We start from the raw sequence: 19,107 nt of genomic DNA on the forward strand, positions 1-19,107 counted from the left end.
GAATGTGGAAACTTGAATATTGGAATCTGATTAAGGTTGTGGAAAGCAGAAACTTGATAAAATTGGCTGAATATTGAAATGCAAATTATAAACTTGAATAGTAAAATTTTCGCGATTTTTTTTTTAGATTTTTAAGATCAAAATAGATGTTTAAAACTGAATAAAATAATTAAATTTGGAAAAGCCAATTGGAATAAATTGGAATAGACAAACATAGAACATATACTGCCGAACGCATAACAGCCGTTTGGCGAGATTGCGAATTTAGTGGTCAATTCATATTTTTCTTTCGCAAGATATTCTATCTTAGCCGAAAGAACTCGGTTACGAAGTTCGCAACCTTGCCAAGCGCCAAGACGTTAGCAGAAACCGTTGGAAAAATCTGCAAAATAGAACAATTGTTAATAAAAGATTAATAAATACATTTAGAATTGAATTTTATGGCTAACAAAAATAATAAATTGCAAGTTGCTTTCGAAATTTAAAGCTAAACAAAATGTATGACGAATGAGTGATAAAAAAACAGCAATTTATAAGCCTAAAGACTTTTCTAATTTTAATTTAACATTTCCAGAAGTAGACCAACTACTCGATAAAATTGAAGTAATAAAAAGAAGAAAGATAAAAGATGTAGATAGTCAAATAAATTATATTGACCCATTGCATCATGTAAAGACATTGACAAATCCTGTAAATCACCTTATAGTTGGAAGACGTGGTTCAGGTAAAACTTCACTATTGATAAAAGTTATAGAGGAAATTAGAAAAACAAAAGGTTTTGTTACTATTGTTGATATGCAAGGTAAACAAAGATTAAATGCGGAATTACCATTAATAGAAGTTTTGACTTACTTATTCAAGGATTTAAAAAAAGTAATAGAAAATGAAAAAAATTGGGAACCTTATCTTTTAAGGAAATCAAAAACTAGTTATTATCGTCTTAAATCGTTATATTTTGGTTTATTAAACAAAGATCTATGGACGAATGATATTATTGAAAACGATAAAATTTTTAATAGCATTACTTCAATAATTAATAAACTAAATTTAATAAAAGAAACACCAAATGATTCAAATATAATTATTACAAAATCAAGTAAAGATAAAATACAAACTAACAAATCAATAAAATCAATTATTGCTTTTGGTGCTGACACAAAATATTTGAACTTAATTCAAGCATCAGCAGAAGCTTCTTTTGTAATGTCAATTGATAAAGAAACTAACAGCGAAAATAATTTTGAATATAGCGGTAAGTATTCAAAACAACAAGCATTAGATGAACTAAAATATGAAATCATTGATTGTTTAGAAGTTTTCTACAACAAGTATAAACGTCCAATTTTCTTAATTCTTGATGATTTTTACCAAATACCTATTGACAATCAGCCGTTTATATTTCAATATTTACATGACCTAAATAAGGAAACTAGCGGTATTGCTTTTTCATATAAGGCATGTCTAGTTCCAAATAGATTTAAACTCAATGATGATAATAATAAAATTTTATCTCACAAAGACGACTTTAGTACAATAAATTTAGATAGAGAATTTTGTGAATTAGAGGCAAATAAAGATTTACTATTTAAGATTTTATGCAGTATTGACCCGAAATTAGATTTCACAACTGCTAAAATAAATAAACTATTTAATGATGTTGTTGTAATTAATGATTGTATCAGAGCATCAGGAGCTTTGCCTAGATACTTTTTAGATGTTTTTTGTCATATGGTTAAATTTTCTAAATCTGAAAATCAAACTAAAATTCATAAAATGGTACTTTCTCAGGTTATCCGAGAGATTAAAAAAAGTAAGGATGGTCTTATCACAGAAGAAGCATATCTACCCGATGACCAAATTAGAAAATTATGCACTATTATTGAAGATGAAGTTGTACATGGTTTACAAACTAATGTAATACTATATCCGCATATTTCGTTCAAAGAAAATGAAGATATTTTAAATACACTTATTAATTTAGGTTTTATTCACAGAATAAAAGAAAATTTAATGGTTCAAAAAATAAATTATGTTCCATTATTTATTGACATGATTTTCACTCATACAAAATCTGAAAAAATGCCTAAAAATTTTAAAGATGTTAAGTTTTGGGAGCAAGATGGTAAAGTTCTTTTGAAATGCAAAGTATGGGAATTTGATAAAGAAAAAATAAATGAATTGACAAATGTTGATATTGCTGTATAATAATTACGGCATCTGCTAACAGCCGTTTGGCGAGATTGGGGTTTTAGTGGAATTAGCGTTTTTTATCATATCTTCGTTTCGGCAGAAAATACTCTGCTTTAAAGTCCCCAACCTCGCCAAGCGCCAAGACGTTATGTGCAATTGCGCAATCGAGACCTGATAAACAGCCTAAATATTTGATTTGAAAGGGAATATTAAAACAGGAAATACAAATTTGTAATTTTCGTCAAGCCTTTCAAATGAGATTTGCTGAAAATTTATTTTCAAAGCGAAGACGCTTAAAGGCTTGGCTAAGTTATAAGAAAAAAATGATATAATCAAGTTTTTTTTATTATAACAGTTTTAATATGAGATTTTTAACTATTTAGGCTATGATTAAAAAAAACAGTACCTATCCCCCGAGTAGATAGGAACTATATTTTTTAATCGTTTATCTAGCTATCTCCTGGCACAACTGTTCCTGTTTTTATTATCTTAACAGAGAATAAATAACAGCACATAACAACGGCTAGGCATAATGCCGGCCACAGGCCAGAACAGGCACTATGCCTAGCCGAACCGTTAGGCAACATAATTTGAGCGCGAAAATTCTACAGAAAATATTCCTTTAAAATCTTGAAATTTAACTAAACAAAACTTAAGAAAGCAACTTTGGCAAAAATTGAACAATAACCAAAATGAATCGAAAAGTTGGAATAGTTAGCAGAATTACATTGCATGTTGGCATTTTAAATTTTTTACAAAGTGAATGGAAAAGTTGAAACATTTTGCGGAATTGCATTGCATATTGGAATTTTAAAATTGGAACGAAAAACCGAAATTAACCTAAAAATAGAATCGTAAAAATTGGAATTTAAAACAAAAAATATTTTTTCAGTTTAGCGCGGTAAAATAAAAGGTTGGAATTTGAAAATTGGAATATATAGCCGAACTGAATCGGTAGCTAGAATGGCAGAATATGATAAATATTATTACGTTGCCTAACAGCCGTTTGGCAAGATTGCGAATTTTCCAGTAAATTCATGTTTTGCTTTCGCAAGATATTCTATCTTAGCCGAAAGAACTCGGTTACGAAGTTCGCAACCTCGCCAAGCGCCAAGACGTTAGGCGATATTAAAAAACAAAAATCGTAAATTCAATAACTTAATGCAACAGTTTTAATTTTTTAAATTTGTTGTATATGGAAAAGAAACGAAATAGATTAACCTTTGCAGAGCGTATTATTATAGAGACTTTACTGTCCCAAAAGAGATCAATTTTATACATCTCAAAACAATTAGACAGAAACAGAAGTTCAATTTACAGAGAAGTCAAAAAATGGGTTCTTAAACCTTCAGATAAATACCTTGCTCATCTTGCCGATTTTTGTGCTAAAGAAGTGTATTTAAACAAAAGAAATCTTGACAAGATAAATACTCATTTCAGTTTAAAAGTGTTTGTTTATAGAGGATTAATCAATAATCACTCGCCTGAACAAATCGCTGGAAGTATAAAAGATTTATATCCAAATGACCCTATAATGTCAATCTCATATGAAGCGATTTATAAACATATTTACAAGCATAGACAATCTAGATTAGGTAGAAAATTAATTAAACTACTGCCCTACAGCCATTCTAAAAGAAGAAATAAAAAGAGATTTGGTTCTAAAAGATCCAGAATTAAAGATGCTGTTAATATTGAAATGAGACCAAATATAGAAGACAGAAAACAACTCGGACATTGGGAAGGTGACCAAATTGTAGGGCTTGGACATAAAAGCGCCATAGCTACAATGGTAGAAAGTAAAACAAGATTTACATACATCATTTTCCTTAAATACAGAACATCGGAAACCATGACATAAGCTGTAGCTAAAACTTTAAACATCTTAATGCCGGAAGCAATTAAAACAATTACTTACGATAATGGAATGGAAATGGCGAATCACAAATGGTTAACTCAAAACATAGGAATGGATATTTATTTTGCTAACCCCTATTGAACTTAGAAAAAAGATACAAATGAATAAAAACGGACTTATTAGACGTTATTTTATTAAGAAAATAGACTTTAATAACATTAAGCAACAACTAAAAATACTAAAGTAAAGGCTCAATAACAGATCAATGGAAGTGCTTGGTTTTAAAATACCAGCATATATGTTAGAACTCGAAATAAATAAGATCAAAATTTAAAACCAAATTAGTAATTTAAATTATTATCCAAAAACACCAACTCTTGCATTAAGATATTGAATACACCAGCAAACAAAGACTTAATTTAGAAACTCTTTAACTAAACGATTAATTTTAGTAAATTAATGAGTTAATGGTGATTATTTTTTAGATAATGTTAATATCAAACAAATTCCAACAATATTCCAAATTTTTCTTGCAAATTAAATTTTCATGAAAGTATTAAATAAAAAATAAAAACCTCTTTCTTGTATTTCTTTTATTGAAATTACATTTTAAGTAGCTAAATCAAATTGTCGAAAAAAATCGAAATAATTTATAATAGCCATATAGCATATCTAAAGGACAACTAAAAAGTATAAATGATAATATATTTTGTATAAAAAAAGACCTCTTGAAATGAGGTCTTTTAAATATTTAAATCAATGTCTATTCTTCTTTTGATTCAGGAAACAAAATTGAAACTATTACCGAAATTACAAGAACTCCACCAACGATTCCTAATGAAATTGGAGAGGGAATATGAAACCATGGGGATATAAGCATTTTAAATCCAATAAAACTTAAAATTATAGCCAAACCATAAGGTAATTTGCTGAACATGTGTATAAAATTAGCAAGCAGAAAATACAACGATCTTAATCCCAAAATAGCAAATATATTCGACGTGTACAGAATAAATGGATCTTTAGATATTGCAAAAATCGCAGGAATACTATCCACCGCAAATAATACATCAGTAAATTCAATTACGGCTACAACAACTAGTAATGGTGTTGCCATTTTTATACCATTTTGTATGGTAAAGAATTTGTCACCATCGTAATTATCTGAAACTTTATAAAACTTTTGAACAAGTTTTGCACCAGCAGTATCGCTAAAGTCTTCATCATCATCTCCATCTCCACTACCCCAAGATTGTATTCCTGCATAGATCAAGAATAATCCAAATATTGTCATTACCAAATTAATTGGTGGTAAAGCAAGTTGATTTACGTCAATGAAGTATTTAGCATTAACTCCTCCCAAGATAAATAATCCAAACATTATTGCTAGAATCAAAAATGCTTTTTCAGCCTTTAGAAACTTTATAGCTAAGCCAATTAAAGAAACTGCAATTAAACTCCAAACTACATAAAAAGTAGTGCTATCATTTTTAAGAAATGACTCCAAATAAGTTACATTAATGATGCCGACTCCAGCAAATATAAATATAGCTCTAAATATTAAAGCGCCTATAATACCCCAAAAAAGAACTTTATGATGCAGATGCTTAGGAACTTTAAAAAAACCGAATACTAAAATAAAAACAAAAAGATTATCTACTGAAAGTGCTTTTTCTATCCAATAGGCTAATTGAAACTGTGTGAATTTTTCTACTGCGATTTCATGACCACCAGCATCTTGGTTAAAAATCCAATATACAACTCCAGAAAAAGCCATTGAAAGTGAAATCCAAATGATGCTCCATGTTAACGCTTCTTTTGACGTTACTTCGTGTGCTTTTTTATTAAAGATACCTAAATCTAATAATAGCATTATAAAAATCACTATTGCGAATCCGACTACTAAGCCTGGATGTAAATCGATAATATTTGTTTCCATTTGTTTAATTAAAGTTAAAATTTTAAATTATGTATTTGCTAGTGTTACTACGATTACTCTGCCGCCTTCTTCTTTTGAAAGAAGTATTTTTTTTCCATTTGTTAATTCTACCATACTGCCGATTGGAATTTCTTTGTCTTCTGTCACATCTTTGAGCGAAGTGAGTTTCTGATTGACAAAAACCCATTTGTCCTTGAAATAAGTAAAATAGCCAACTGGTACCTTTTGCTGCGCGGTTAATTTCTCATTTCTTGCAATAGTACGATTAACATGCCATTGAAACAAATATTGATCGTTATAAACCATTAATCTGTAATTTTCGGGTTTCCACACGCTATCTTGAAATTGATAGTATAAATCTAAAACGGGTAGTGTTCCTTTGTGTGCCGTTCCGCAAAAAGGACATTTTGGACTATTGGTGTTATCAAAAACATACCATTTTTGTTCGCAATACGGGTTATGGCATTTCTGCATTAAATCGGTGGTTTTTAATAGTGCAATTTCCCATTCTTCTGCAGTAGGTCTTTGCATCGGATTGTGCAATCCGTCTATGAAAACTTTATCAAACAATGTTTTTAGATAAGGTCCAGTAATTGTATACGGCAACTGGGTAATATCTGCCCAAGGCAAATCCCATTTAGAAACTTGATTTAATTTTGGTCTGTTTGTTGGGTCTGTCGGATGTTCTATAAACATCGCCTTTTCTCCCATCGATAACAAATCGTCTTTTTCGGTGTCTAAATCATGAACTTTCCCTCCTTTTAGTGGATGTCTGTGCAACAAAAACATATAAATCAGAATTGGCAAAGCATGTAAGTCCGTTAGCCTGTTTGGTAATTTTCTGTTAGGATCTGTTTTGTTTAAATGTTTTGTAGAAAGCACTTCGGGGGCAATAAATTCTGCAGTGCCAATTACTTCTGCCTGAAATAAACCGGGTACTACTAATCCATCTAAATCAATCATACAGGCTGATCTTTCGATAGGATCTATCAAAACATTATTATAGGATAAATCAGAATGAGCAAGACCCATTGCGTGCATTTTTTTTACCCCTCTTGATAGATTGACAGCCACTTGAAAATAACTCAACCAATCTCCCAATTCGGAATTTGCGACTCTTAATGGAAATTTAGGATTTCTAAATTTTGGTCCAGCAAACCACTTTCCGTTTTTCTCTTTCCCCTGAATCAAATCGCTTGTCTGATATCCTTTCTTAAAGAAAAACTTGGAGTTGTAAATAGGAACAATTATTCCAGTTAGATTTTTATACTCAATAACATCCGTTGGCCATCTGAAAACTTCATTTAAATAATAGTCAGCTGCTTCGCCATTTTTTATTTGGTCAAAATATTTATTCGTTATTTTTTGCAGTCTTTCCTTTTGATTAAAATCTAGTTTGTCTCTAAAAATAGCGACAACATATTTTTTATCAGGACTAAAATATACATCTTTTACACCACCACGCATGGGTTCTCCGTTATCAACAAATTGATAGGTTTTAGTGTTGTCGTTTATTGATTTTACGGTAATTATACTCATAAATTAGTAAATTATAGCTAAGGTTCTGTCATCATGATTTCCTGGACTCCAAAAATCCATCCAGTTTGAAAGTTGTGCTGCAATTGCCGTATTTCCTTTCTCAAAATCAACTTTTGATCCGTCTTCGTTATTGCCTTTCAAATCAGATAAAAATTCATTCCATTTTTCTATTCTTTCTAGGTTTGCTTCTACAACAAACTTTGGGTCATATATTCCATCAGTCATTAACATCAAATACGAGAAATCATCCACTAATTTAAAGCCAAAACGGGAAGAAAATTTTTCGCTCTGAAAAATTTCCGGCATCGTAATAAATCTTGTGCCACCGCCAAATTCTCCAACATCCAAAAAATTCATCAGTTTTATCTCTGTCAAATCTTTATTTAATAAACCAATGGGACAATCACCAACTCCAAAAGTTAGAATTGCATAACCGAAATCGTATTTTTTAACTAAAGCAAAAATTAATGTTGCATGAAATTTTCTTAGTTCTTCTTCATTAATATTGGCAAATTCTTCGATTTTTTGATTTACAAAATGAGCCGCTTTTGATAAATTGTTGTAAACAAAATGGCTTATTTTTTTTGATGATTCTGGATCAGTTTTGTTGTAATGATTTAATACTATTTCATCAAATTGGTTTAGGTTTTCCGCATTTAAATTTTCTTCAAAATAGTTTACTACTGAATCACAAGCAATTTTTGAACCTTTTCTGGATAAACTGGCAGAACCCGCACCATCTGAAACCGCCAAAATACTCCATCCATTTGTACTGAAATTTTTAAACGCAAAATCATCTTCTCTAAAAGAACCAACGTTGGCATGGCTTCGTCCGCGTTTTGAAGCGACAACAATATTTTTATCCAAAAATTGACTTGAAACAGCTACATTATCTTCTTTTGAAAATGGATCGTTTTGATCACTTTCTATATTTTTCCATAATGATTTTGGATCAGGATTTATGATAAGTGTGATTGTTTTTTCGTTTAATGTTACTTCTTCAGCTTCACCATCTATTTTGAAAAACAATTTTATTTTTATATCACCGCTTATTTTCGGCTCACCATAAAGCAGCTCTTTTTTAGTATCAAAAGCAAGTCCTGTATCTTCTAAATTTTTAAACTCGTAATAAATAATATCATCCCAGCCCAATGCGATAAAATCTATTTTTGATTCATATGTTTTATTCACAGTACCATTAGCCAGAAAAACGGATTGCTGTATAATATCGTCAATTCGATTTTTTAATTTCCAATCCTTCATAATCAATTGCTGGTTTTCTTTAATTATTTTTACTGCTATGGTATTTTTTTCGTTATTTATAAAATCATCAAAAAGAGAATCTTTACTTTTTGGAATTTCGATTTTATTTTGGGATAAAAAAGACTGAATATATTTTTTGGTCTCTTCCATAAATATTATCCTTGTGTTCTGTTTACATCAAAACCGCCTTCGCCACAACCGTAAGACCCTTGATTATTACACCAAGGGCAAGTACTTATTTCTTCGTCTCCGATGCAATGAATTTTTTGGCAAACGCATACTGCAAATGCAACTTGATTACCACAACAAGGACAAGTTGGTCCGCCAATAAGTTCTTCGGTATTTATTTGGTTGCTGTAGTTATTACTGTCTGCCAATTCAAAATAAGTATTATCAATCTGGTAGGCTCCAACTAGTTTATAATTTCTTGAAGATAACTCGACACCTGCATAAATGGAAGGTGCAATTGTCTTGCGATACTTCATTAAATACGGTCTTTTTGTGTTTTGACATTTACCATTAAGAACGACATAATTATCATCGACAAAATGCTGATTTGTTTCTGTCTTGGTTAAATCTATTTTAGAAAGTGTTTCTCCATCCAATTTTGCTAATTCAAAACCTGATGAATTATTTTCTACACTAATACTGCTGGTTTTGATAGAATCGGTAACCCATTTAAAGAATTCTTTGTACGATTGTACATTCGTGTTTTTAAAATGAAGTACGTTTTCGGTAAGCTGTCCTAATAATTTTGTGTCAGTTTCGTTTCCAAAGGAAACTGCGATTAAGTTAGCGGTACGTTGCCAGTTCGTTTTCCATTCATTAATTGCTGCTTGAGAATCATCAGTAGGAACTCCGTCAGTGAATAAAAATACAATAGGTTTCCAATCTCCTTTTACTTCATAAGTAGTTTTAACGATATTATTTCTCAATTCGAACATTAAATGTCCTAGTCCTTTACTTAACGATGTGCCGCTACCAATTGGAAATTTTGGAGGATAGAAACTCACTATTTCCTGTAATGGCACTAATGTTTTAGGCTGACCTGCAAAAACTATAATAGAAACAAAAACAGTTTCTAATGCATGCGGATCTGTTTTTAATGCTTGAATTATAGTTGCTAATCCTTCTTCAACTTGTTGAATTGGCTCTCCAACCATTGATTCTGAAATATCTATTAGGAAATATATTGGTAATCTTCTCATCTTAAAGGAATTTTAATAATATTAAAAAAATAATTAAAAGTACAATTTGTGTCATGTCAACAGCCAATCCTAAACCAACCTGAAAAGGTTTGACAATAGTTTTCAAAAAATTGAATATTGGTGTGAATATGCTATTAAAAAAATCAAAAATCGATTTATATTGAGGATTCAACTTGTCTTTATAAGGCAATAATTTTGAATATAAAAACAAACCAACAATTAGGATATTTATAAAAATTTTAATTATAATCATTTGGAAAGCACTATTATTAATTGGTTTGAAATAACATTTTATGAAGTAATGAAACAATAGAGATTGTTAATAAAAGAACCATAATAGTCTATATCACTACCGTTATTTCGCTTGGCGGTGGCGGCAGCGTTACGCTTTCTCCAGTACCCTGGCTTTTATTACCTTGCTCGATAGTTTCGGAAACCCATTTGAAGAATTGTTTTAAAGTCGAACTGTCTGCCGAATCTAAATGAACTACATTATCTGTAAGTTCTTTAAGAATTGCATCATTGGCCATATGACCGGCAGCACAACCTATAACAGCGCCAAAATTTAGTGCTTTTACTTCTGCTATTTTTTCTCTGTAGAATTGAATGTCTGAAGGTTTTCCATCTGTAAAAACAAAAAGTAAAGGTTTCCAATCGCCTTTTAGCGTTGAAGAGCCTTTTATGACATCAGTTTTTACTTTCTGAATCACAAAATCCAATCCAGCTCCTGTATTGGTTGGGCCGCTTTGTGGACAGGTAATTTCAGGAAGTTGAAAATGTACTAATTCTGTTAACGGAACAATTTCTTTTACTTCTCTATCAAAAGTTATAATACTTATCCAAAGCGAATCCAGCGCTTGCGCATCTGAGCGTAAAGTATTAATCATGCCGCTTAAAGCATTATTCAGAGCTTGAATAGGTTCGCCATTCATGGAGCCAGATGTATCTAAAAGAAAATAAACGGGTAGTCTTCTCATAACTTTTTAAAAATAGTTTACTAATGAAATTGTAAAATTCAAAACATATTTAATAATCGGTGACAGAAGCAGAATTGTAAACTTAATACTCAATCTGTACGATTAAAAACAAAAAACTCCTGCTGTCTAAAAACTAAACAACAATATTTAATTCAGATGGAGGCGGAGGCAGTTCTTTTAATCCTCCTGTAAAATCTTTTCCAAAGTCTTCTACTTTTGTTGAGCTTACGCCAATAGAAGCCGTTACCCATTGAAAGAACTTGCCAATACTAGAACTGTCTGCATTGTCTAAACTTACCACATTATCTGTAATTTTCTTTAAAACATTGGTGTCAGCACCACCGCCAGCTGCACAGGCTACTGTAAATGCAATTTTGGCTTTTTTAAATTCATTTAAAGCGCTTTCCCAATTATCCGTAGGAATACCATCGGTCATTATAAAAACCAATGGTTTCCAATCTCCTTTTTGTTCCGTTGTTGTTTTGGCAACTTCGGTTTCAATTTTTTGAGAAACTAATCGTAAGGCATCTCCAAGCGCAGTAACTCCCGACGCTTTGAGATCGACCATTTGAAAAGAGGCTAAATCGGTTAATGGAATAATTTGCTGAGCAGTACTATCAAAAGTAATGATGCTTAAAAAAGCCGTTTCGATTGCTTGAGGATTTTGGCGTAAGGAACTAATCATCATCTGAACGCCGTTTTTTACAGCCTCTATAGGTTCTCCAGTCATAGAACCAGAGGTGTCTAATAATAAATATACAGGTAATCTTCTCATAGTAATTTTTGGTTTTATACAGGAATGTTGTATGTTGGCCTCTCGTTTGTATCTGCTTGAGAATTAGTACTCAAAACACCACCAACATTGTAAGTGCTTGTATTGGCTTGTGGGTCATTTTGTATCAATTCGCTCATTACTGCTTGCGTAAAATCTTTACCGCCAGTTATATGGTTGTAAAGTGCTCCAATAGTATAAATGGGTCCGCATGGAAAACCCCACCATCCAACGATTAAATTAAGCAAAACAAATCCGTAAGAATACTTAAATGTATTTTCGTTAGGTCTGATAAAATAAATATCAGAACTTCTTTTTAAAGTCATTATCAAAAAGGAAACTGTATAGGGAAAAACAACAAATTTCCCACCTTGCTGTACCAGATCTCTCATTTGAGAAACACTAAGTCCTTCTATGTTTTTGATTTGCATTATAGGTAAGAAGCTATAATTTTATGAATAGTTTGTCCTAAAAAAGTATCATCAGTTGGGTCACCAATGGCGCTAAATTTCCATTCGTTGTTTCTTTTGTATAATTTTCCCATTATGATAGAACGTTTGTTTACATATTGAGGATCTGCTGAAACGTTATAAGAAGCAAACTCAGAAACCACTCTTGTTGGCGTTCCTTCATACATTCTTATTTTAGCATACGGAATTTGAGAGAAATCTTCTTTACCAGCATTGTTTAAAAAGAAAAATATTTGAGTAACTTTCGAATCCACTTTTGATAAATCAACAGTTATAATTTCATTATCAAGACCATCGTCTCCGCCAGTATCTCCTGCAAGATCATCACCAGTATGTTTTAAAGCGCCGTCAACGGTTAATAATTTACCTTTTGGTAAACCAAATTGCTGTAGTACTTCTACTCTGTACAAAGGGGAATATAAATGATCGCATAGTTTATTTTGGTCATCTATAAGAATACAACTTAAATCTAAATCGATATCAATTATTTTTTTGGACATGCCCAGAAAACCACCTTTTGTTTCGATAGCTCCCCAGTTTACTCCAACGCAGAAGTTGGTTAATGTTTCTCCGCTTGATTTTCTTAAATCAATTTTTTGTCCTTTGGTTAAGTTAATTGCCATTCTTTTAAATTTTATTTAATTAGTTATATTTATTTAAGTAATCTTGTAAACCACCTTTCATTCCAATTCCAACTGCTTCAAACTTCCATTCTTCATTTCTTTTGTAAATTCTGCCAAATTCAACCGCAGTTTCTATAGAAAAATCTTCATCAAGCTCGTATTTTACTAATTCTACATTGGATTGATCCAGTATTCTGATAAATGAATTTCTGATCTGACCAAAATTTTGTCTTTTCGTGTCAGCATGATGAATGGTAACCACAAAAGAAATCTCATGAACGTCAGGAGAAATTTTAGATAAGTCTATTTGTATTTTTTCATCATCGCCATCGCCATCACCAGTTAGATTATCACCAGTATGGATAACTGCCTGATCTGGAGATTTTAAATTATTATAATAAACAAAATGATTTTCATTTGGCAATTTGCCATTTGCACCAACTAAAAATACAGAAGCATCCAAATCAAAACTGTCTCCTGTACTACTTGAATTATTATCCCATCCCAATCCAACAGTGAATTTGGGAGCGTCAATAATTTGTCTTTGTCCTTTTTCTAAGTTAATTGCCATTTTATTCTTTTAATTAATATTAATATTCAACATTGTTTTTAAAATATTTGTTTGTTCATCAACATTTTGCAATTCCTCTAGAAAATCGACTGATGAAATTTTTGCCAGATATTCTTTTAATACTGTCAAAACACTTTCGGGAAGTGTAGTTTTCAAAGTACTTAGCTCTTGTTGTAGCGTTGCATTTTTTGTTTTCAAATCTTTTACAATACCTTCTTTTGCAGATTCGTTTTTTGAAAGATCAATTCCTTTGGCGTTTTCATCCGTTAAGAGGTAAAAAGATTTTTCATTAGCTATAAAAATAAATTTATCATTAGAATCCCTAAACTCATACACTTCTATAATCTCATTATTGCAGACTAATCCACATGAAAACTTAATATTGAAATTTAGAATATTTAATCTTCCTAAAAGCTTCTTCTCAAATTGAGCATGTTCGTTTTTATACAGGTTTTTATTAAATTGAGAAAGTTGTTCGTATTGATTTATTGTTATTTCTCTGTAAAATTCAGCTTGAATGCTTTCTGAAAAAACTATTATTTCGTTCCAATCAAAAAAAACATCTTTTTCTGTTACAAATAATTGATAGAGATTTTCTATCTTTTTTGACATATTCTGAGCGTGAAGTTGCATTCTTTTAGCATACTTTGTCTCTTCTATCTCTAATTTTAATTTGGATAAAATATCTTCGTTAATATGAATTTCATCCGTAATTAGAACATAATGCTGCTCTTTTGATTTTTTTATTTTCTGAAACAAATCGATAAGACTATTAGTAAACTGAATGTGAAATAATTCTAATTTGTTAATATCTAATATTCGATTGTTCTGAAAAAGGGTGTGAATTATTTTTGTTCTTACCAAAACACCAACAAGATCCTTGTGATTAAAGAAATTGGATAACAATTCTAAAATCACAAGTTTTCTGTTACTGTCCTTTATTATTTGGAGATAAATCTCCTCTTCCTCCTGCATTTAATTGATTTTTCAATTTTCTAGCTTACCACTCCTTTTTTCAATTCTTGTTCCAAACTTTGTAAACCAGCATCAAGTTGTCTTCTGGTTTCAGTACCTTTTTCGTGAATCTGTTTAACTTCTGTCAAGGTATCTATTAAAGATTTTGTAGTTATTTTAAGTGTTTCTAGAGAAACAATTGTGTTTTCATTTTCTCTTGCCACTTCAATACTGTTTTGTTTCAGCATTTCAGCATTTTTCTGTAAAATAGTATTCGTTGTTTCAGAAACTCTTCTTTGTACCTCAATATTTTGTTTTTGTCTTTGTAATGCAACAGCCAATGTAAGTTGGTTTTTCCAAACAGGCATTGTTGTAGTCAAAATCGATTGCGCTTTTTCGGCAATTGATGTGTTGTTGTTTTGAACTACTCTAATTTGTGCCAAAGATTGAAGCATTATAAAACGTACGATTTTCATATCTGCAAGACGTTTGTCCAATCGATTGATGAACGTTCTTTTGTCTGCAATTTGATAATCTTGGTATTGGGCGCTGTTTCCTTCCATAACCGCAAGTTCTTCGCTCAGTTCTTTAAAGCGAATTTGTCCTGCAATAATGTGTTTTTCCATTTCTTTGATAAGATTTACATTGCCATCAAACATAGTTTGCAGTGCGCTGTTATCTTTTAAAGAATTAATCATTCCCGCTTTTACTTTGTTACTGATTTTTTCAATGTTTACAGTAATTTTATCGTATTGTTGAAATAATTTTTTTACATCAATAACCAGCTTATTAAGCAATGGAATTTTCGAAATAAATTTTTTAAATGGCCCTTGATCTAACTGATCTATATCTACATAATTCAATTCTGTAAGCAAATCATTAATCAAAGTTCCTACCTCGCCTGAGTTATAAGTTCTGACGTTGGTTAAAAAAGTATCACTTTGTTTTGCGATAGAAGTTTGAATTTCGGCACCGTAATTCAGAATTGAATTAGCGTCATTTTCATTCAACTGATTGGAGATTGACTTGTAATTATTAACTTCAGTCTCGGAGATTGAAGTTAAATTTACATTTCCATCTTTATCAATCAAAGAAACATTTTCCTGAGGAACTAATTGATTTTCTAACATCTTATTTTATAAATGATTCTGTTGAATTGTAACGATAGTTTGTTCTAGTTTTTTGTCACTTGTAGGAACTCCAACTGCGCTGAATTTCCATTCGTCGTTTCTTTTATAAAAAACACCCAAAACCATAGATACGTTTCCTGCGAAAGTAGCATCATTAGCAATATCAAAGCGAGCAAATTCTTGACTTACTTTGGTAGGTGTTCCTTCGTAAATTCTAATAGATGCAAAAGGAATGTCTTTGAAATCCTGTCCTCTGAAACTATTAATAAAAAAAGCAACGTGATGTGCAGCAGCAGTTAATTGAGAAAAATCTAACGTAATAACTTCATTATCCAATCCGTCATCTCCGTTCATGTCTCCAGTTAAATCATCACCACTATGTTTGATGGCGCGGTCACTAGATATAAGTTTTTTGAAATTTACGGAATCAATATGATTTTTTTTGTCATCATAAACGGCGCAACTAGCATCTAAATCTACAGCTTCTTTTTTTGTTCCAAAAAAACCTTTTTTCTCGATTGCTCCCCAGTTTACACCAACACAAATGTTTTGTAATTTTGAACCGTTACTTTTTTCAAGATTTATACGTTGTCCTTTTTCTAAATTAATTGCCATATCTTAGTTATATTTATTTAAGTAATCTTCTAATCCGCCTTTCATTCCAACTCCCATTGCTTCAAATTTCCATTGTCCGTCTTTGTCGTAAATTCTTCCAAATTCGACCGCCGTTTCTATTGAGAAATCTTCTTCTAATTCATATTTAACCATTTCGGTATTATTAGAATCATCTACTATACGAATAAATGAATTACGAACTTGTCCAAAATTTTGTTTTCTATTTTGAGCATCATGAATGGTAACAACAATGCAGATTTCTTTTACAGCTGGATTAATTTTGGTTAAATCAATTTTTACTTGTTCATCATCTCCATCTCCATCACCCGTTAAGTTATCACCCGTATGAATAACAGCATCATCTGGAGATTTTAGGTTATTATAAAAAATAAAATGGGCATCAGACATTATTTTTTTATTATCACCTAAAATAAAAACGGAAGCATCTAGGTCAAAACCTGTGCCTGTGCTACTGTTGTTTGTGTCCCATCCTAAACCAATTGTAAATTTTGGCGCATTGATGTTTTCTCTTTGTCCTTTTTGTAAATTGATAGCCATAGTTTAATCTATTTTTATTACGTTAATATTTTTTTTATATTCTAAAATTTGATGGTAATTATTGCTAATCGCAAGATGAAATAATTCGTCACACTTTTTGGCAGGTATGTTTGCAACTAAAAATTTAAACTGATCTTCATTTAAGCCTAAAATATATTTTACGATTCTAGTATTATACTGAAAATGATCACTGTTGATTATAGAAACGATATCTTCTACATTGTGCACAGCAAAATAGTTGTAATGATTTTCAATTTTTGGATGAATGTCTTTGTTCATTAATTCAGCGAAATAAACAAAGATAAAATCTCCTTTTACATCGTATTGGTTCAGAATTTTATTTACGGTATGCTCATGACTACCGGTTATTTTAATGTCATCAACAAAAATGCAAAGTTTTCCGTCAATAAAATTGCGGTCTATGTAATACGTATCATTAGAAATTAATTTTACTCTTTCTTCAAAATCCAAATTTCCATAATCGGTAACGTAAGTTTGATTTCTGTAGATTTTGGATTCGATGCAGGCTTTTTTACCATTTTTAAATAAAAATCCATTTAGCTCTTTTTTAAAATAATAACATAGGAAGTTAGAGGCAGTTTGAATTGATAAATAAGGACTTGGCAAAATAACAATCTCAGTTTGAGATAAGATAAGATCTCTAAATTCAGTAACAAATCCGTCAAACAAAACCTTTGCAAATTTCTCGGCATAGAATTTATCTCCAAATTTGAATCGGCTGTATTCTTCTTCTTTAAAAGGGCAAGCGTCTTTATCTAAGATTTTATGTAAACTATAATTTTTATTCACGTTTAAATTTTTAATAGATGTGCATTAAAGCCAAATTTCTGAGCTCCGTTGTAATCGGCAAAAGCATTGTCGCCAATATGCAAAACATCTTTTTTTTCTACTTTTTTATATTTATTTATTTCATCAAATACCAATTGAAAAATTTTCGAATTTGGTTTTGAGAATCCTACTTCGTCAGAATAAATCTGAAATGTAAAATACTGACTCAACTTATAATATTCTAACAGCTTTCTTAATGTTCTGCCTTTTATAAATCCTGTATTGCTCAAAATATTTATTGACATTCCTTGATTCGTAATTTCTTCAAACATTTTTTGAATATTAGAAAAAAGTAATACTGGTTTATATTCCAAAAATAATTCCTCAGTATGATTGTAAAATTGAAATAGTCGGTCTGCCCCATTTTTATCAATATTCACATTCAAAGCGCTTAAAATTAGATAATAAATTTCGTACGTGTCAATATTTAGCCCATTTTTTTCATTAATAGCATTACACAGTACATCATAATAGCGAACAACTTCATTTACTTTTTCAATTCCATGATCAATTTCAAAGAAGTCTTTAAATAATAAATTCCTTTTTTGCTTAAATTCTGGATGTGATTTTATTAGTGTAAGCCATAAATCAAAAGAAAGATGGCTGTAGTTTTCATAATTTATTTTCAAAAGTTTGTATTTTAAAAAATGTATAAAATTTAGGTTAAATAAAAGGCTTCACATTTGTGTGCGAAGCCATATTTTATAAAATTTAAATTTTAGTTTATTTGATAATCTCGCCTGAATAATATTTTTCTAAGAAAAAGCCTAAATCTGCTCTATAGCCTATTCCAGAAGCTTCAAATTTCCATTGATTATTTCTTTTGTATAATCTTCCAAATTCTACACCGGTTTCAATAGAAAAGTCTTCGTCTAATTCATATTTGGCAATTTCCTGACCATTTGAATCGTCAACAATTCTAATATATGAATTTCTAACTTGTCCAAAATTCTGTTTTCTTCTTTCGAAGTCTTCAATTGTTACTACAAAAAGGATTTCCTGAACGCTAGCGTCAATTTTACTTAAATCAACCTTTATAGCTTCATCATCATCTCCATCACTATTTCCACCAGTTGGATCATCTCCAGTATGCTCTAAAGATCCGTCGGGAGATTTTAGGTTGTTGTAAAATATAAAGTAATTCTCTCCAAGTAGTTTACGATCAGAATTAATCATTATTGCTGAAGCATCTAAATCGAAATCTTGTCCAGTTCCTTCATTTGGATCCCAACCTAATCCTATACTTATTTTGGATAAACCAATATCAATTTTTTGTCCTTTCTGTAAGTTAATTGCCATTTAATTCTGCTTGAGTTTAATTATTTTATAATCATACAATAATAATGAATTTTAATACAAATTACAAAATAATGTTAAAGAAGAGTGATAGTCCGGAAATCCAAAAAAGTAAGAAAGGTATTTATTATTTTTAACGGAATTAAAAACTTTTTTAAATAGTTATTTAGGTGAAGTTTTAAACAAAACATTGTAATATGAATTTGGACTTAATGAAACTATGCCAAATAAAACAATAGCTGTAAAAATGCAAAACGTACCTTAAAAATTTACAATACACTAAGACCATATAAAA

Annotated in this window: 17 protein-coding genes and 1 pseudogene; 2 read left to right on the forward strand and 16 right to left on the reverse strand. The window is 30.7% G+C overall.

The window, feature by feature from the left end; genetic code table 11:
- Positions 1–507 precede the first annotated feature (507 nt).
- Both MW871_RS02255 and MW871_RS02260 read left to right on the forward strand, forming a co-directional pair.
- Positions 508–2,205: a hypothetical protein gene (locus MW871_RS02255; protein ID WP_248427414.1), complete on the forward strand. Its 1,698-nt coding sequence runs from the start codon at positions 508–510 to the stop codon at positions 2,203–2,205.
- A gap of 1,180 nt (positions 2,206–3,385) precedes the next feature.
- A pseudogene (locus tag MW871_RS02260) lies at positions 3,386–4,382 on the forward strand (IS30 family transposase).
- Positions 4,383–4,811: 429 nt separating this feature from the next.
- Here the strand turns inward: MW871_RS02260 and MW871_RS02265 are convergent.
- The 16 genes from MW871_RS02265 to MW871_RS02340 form a co-directional block, all read right to left on the reverse strand.
- Positions 4,812–5,987 (reverse strand): TerC family protein, encoded by a 1,176-nt coding sequence (locus MW871_RS02265; protein ID WP_188050575.1) that lies wholly within the window; start codon positions 5,985–5,987, stop codon positions 4,812–4,814.
- Positions 5,988–6,014: 27 nt separating this feature from the next.
- Complete coding sequence (locus MW871_RS02270) at positions 6,015–7,526, reverse strand: helix-hairpin-helix domain-containing protein (RefSeq protein ID WP_188050574.1); 1,512 nt, start codon at positions 7,524–7,526, stop codon at positions 6,015–6,017.
- A gap of 3 nt (positions 7,527–7,529) precedes the next feature.
- On the reverse strand, positions 7,530–8,939 hold the full coding sequence (locus tag MW871_RS02275) for a PP2C family serine/threonine-protein phosphatase (RefSeq protein WP_248427415.1): 1,410 nt from the start codon (positions 8,937–8,939) through the stop codon (positions 7,530–7,532).
- Positions 8,940–8,944: 5 nt separating this feature from the next.
- Positions 8,945–9,997, reverse strand: coding sequence for a TerY-C metal binding domain-containing protein (locus MW871_RS02280; RefSeq protein ID WP_188050572.1), 1,053 nt, complete (start codon positions 9,995–9,997; stop codon positions 8,945–8,947).
- A 341-nt stretch (positions 9,998–10,338) separates the two neighbouring features.
- Complete coding sequence (locus tag MW871_RS02285; protein WP_188050571.1) at positions 10,339–10,974, reverse strand: vWA domain-containing protein; 636 nt, start codon at positions 10,972–10,974, stop codon at positions 10,339–10,341.
- A gap of 133 nt (positions 10,975–11,107) precedes the next feature.
- Positions 11,108–11,749, reverse strand: coding sequence for a vWA domain-containing protein (locus tag MW871_RS02290; RefSeq protein WP_188050570.1), 642 nt, complete (start codon positions 11,747–11,749; stop codon positions 11,108–11,110).
- Positions 11,750–11,763: 14 nt separating this feature from the next.
- Positions 11,764–12,177, reverse strand: coding sequence for a hypothetical protein (locus MW871_RS02295; protein ID WP_188050569.1), 414 nt, complete (start codon positions 12,175–12,177; stop codon positions 11,764–11,766).
- Entirely contained in the window at positions 12,177–12,839 is a 663-nt protein-coding gene (locus MW871_RS02300; protein WP_248427416.1) for a TerD family protein, read from the reverse strand. Before MW871_RS02300 ends, MW871_RS02295 begins: the two co-directional genes overlap by 1 nt.
- 19 nt (positions 12,840–12,858) lie before the next feature.
- A complete protein-coding gene (locus MW871_RS02305) occupies positions 12,859–13,410 on the reverse strand; it encodes a TerD family protein (protein WP_188050567.1) in 552 nt (183 codons plus the stop codon).
- A gap of 9 nt (positions 13,411–13,419) precedes the next feature.
- On the reverse strand, positions 13,420–14,385 hold the full coding sequence (locus MW871_RS02310) for a hypothetical protein (protein WP_188050566.1): 966 nt from the start codon (positions 14,383–14,385) through the stop codon (positions 13,420–13,422).
- A gap of 20 nt (positions 14,386–14,405) precedes the next feature.
- Positions 14,406–15,494, reverse strand: coding sequence for a toxic anion resistance protein (locus tag MW871_RS02315; protein WP_188050565.1), 1,089 nt, complete (start codon positions 15,492–15,494; stop codon positions 14,406–14,408).
- 6 nt (positions 15,495–15,500) lie between these two features.
- Positions 15,501–16,109: a TerD family protein gene (locus MW871_RS02320; RefSeq protein ID WP_188050564.1), complete on the reverse strand. Its 609-nt coding sequence runs from the start codon at positions 16,107–16,109 to the stop codon at positions 15,501–15,503.
- Positions 16,110–16,112: 3 nt separating this feature from the next.
- The gene (locus MW871_RS02325) at positions 16,113–16,667 is read right to left on the reverse strand and encodes a TerD family protein (protein WP_188050563.1); all 555 of its coding nucleotides are present in this window, start codon (positions 16,665–16,667) and stop codon (positions 16,113–16,115) included.
- A gap of 3 nt (positions 16,668–16,670) precedes the next feature.
- Entirely contained in the window at positions 16,671–17,477 is an 807-nt protein-coding gene (locus tag MW871_RS02330; protein ID WP_188050562.1) for a phosphoribosyltransferase family protein, read from the reverse strand.
- A gap of 2 nt (positions 17,478–17,479) precedes the next feature.
- On the reverse strand, positions 17,480–18,145 hold the full coding sequence (locus tag MW871_RS02335; protein ID WP_188050561.1) for an HAD family hydrolase: 666 nt from the start codon (positions 18,143–18,145) through the stop codon (positions 17,480–17,482).
- 94 nt (positions 18,146–18,239) lie between these two features.
- Complete coding sequence (locus MW871_RS02340; protein ID WP_188050560.1) at positions 18,240–18,815, reverse strand: TerD family protein; 576 nt, start codon at positions 18,813–18,815, stop codon at positions 18,240–18,242.
- Positions 18,816–19,107 lie beyond the last annotated feature (292 nt).

Origin of the sequence: Flavobacterium pygoscelis, assembly GCF_023162025.1 — a bacterium.
GTDB classification, from domain to species: domain Bacteria; phylum Bacteroidota; class Bacteroidia; order Flavobacteriales; family Flavobacteriaceae; genus Flavobacterium; species Flavobacterium pygoscelis.